A 399-nucleotide genomic window follows, 5' to 3' on the forward strand; every position below is an offset into this window, starting at 1 on the left:
ATGCCTGTCCTGGGTATGATGATGCTATCGACGTCGATGAGGATGACATCCCAGACGGCTGTGATTCATTGCTGGACATCGATGATGGTGGCAGTGATGATTGTGTTTGCACCGCGGAGTACGCACCAGTCTGTGGCGTGGACGGCAACACCTATGGTAACAGCTGCGAAGCCGGTTGTCAAAGCGTGGAGATTTCCTACGAAGGCGCTTGTGAGAACGACGATGGCGGCATACCCGCGCCGTCGCTGGCTGCTGCTGTCGCCGCCGTGGCCGTCATCGCGCTGCGCCGGCGGCGCTGATAAGCGAGAAAATTTATAGTCGGAAACTATGCTTTTACAGAAAATTGCTGAGACAGTCACCAAGAAGCCTTTGGCAATAGTGGTTGGTGTAATCGTAATT

General features: G+C 54.1%; 1 protein-coding gene. It reads left to right on the forward strand.

The features are described 5' to 3' along the window. Positions 1–299: Kazal-type serine protease inhibitor (locus tag QGG57_06400; GenBank protein ID MDP7007794.1), on the forward strand; the 299-nt coding region annotated here is incomplete at its 5' end. Positions 300–399: the final 100 nt, after the last annotated feature.

This window comes from Candidatus Poseidoniia archaeon, from assembly GCA_030748895.1.
Lineage (GTDB): Archaea > Thermoplasmatota > Poseidoniia > MGIII > CG-Epi1 > UBA8886.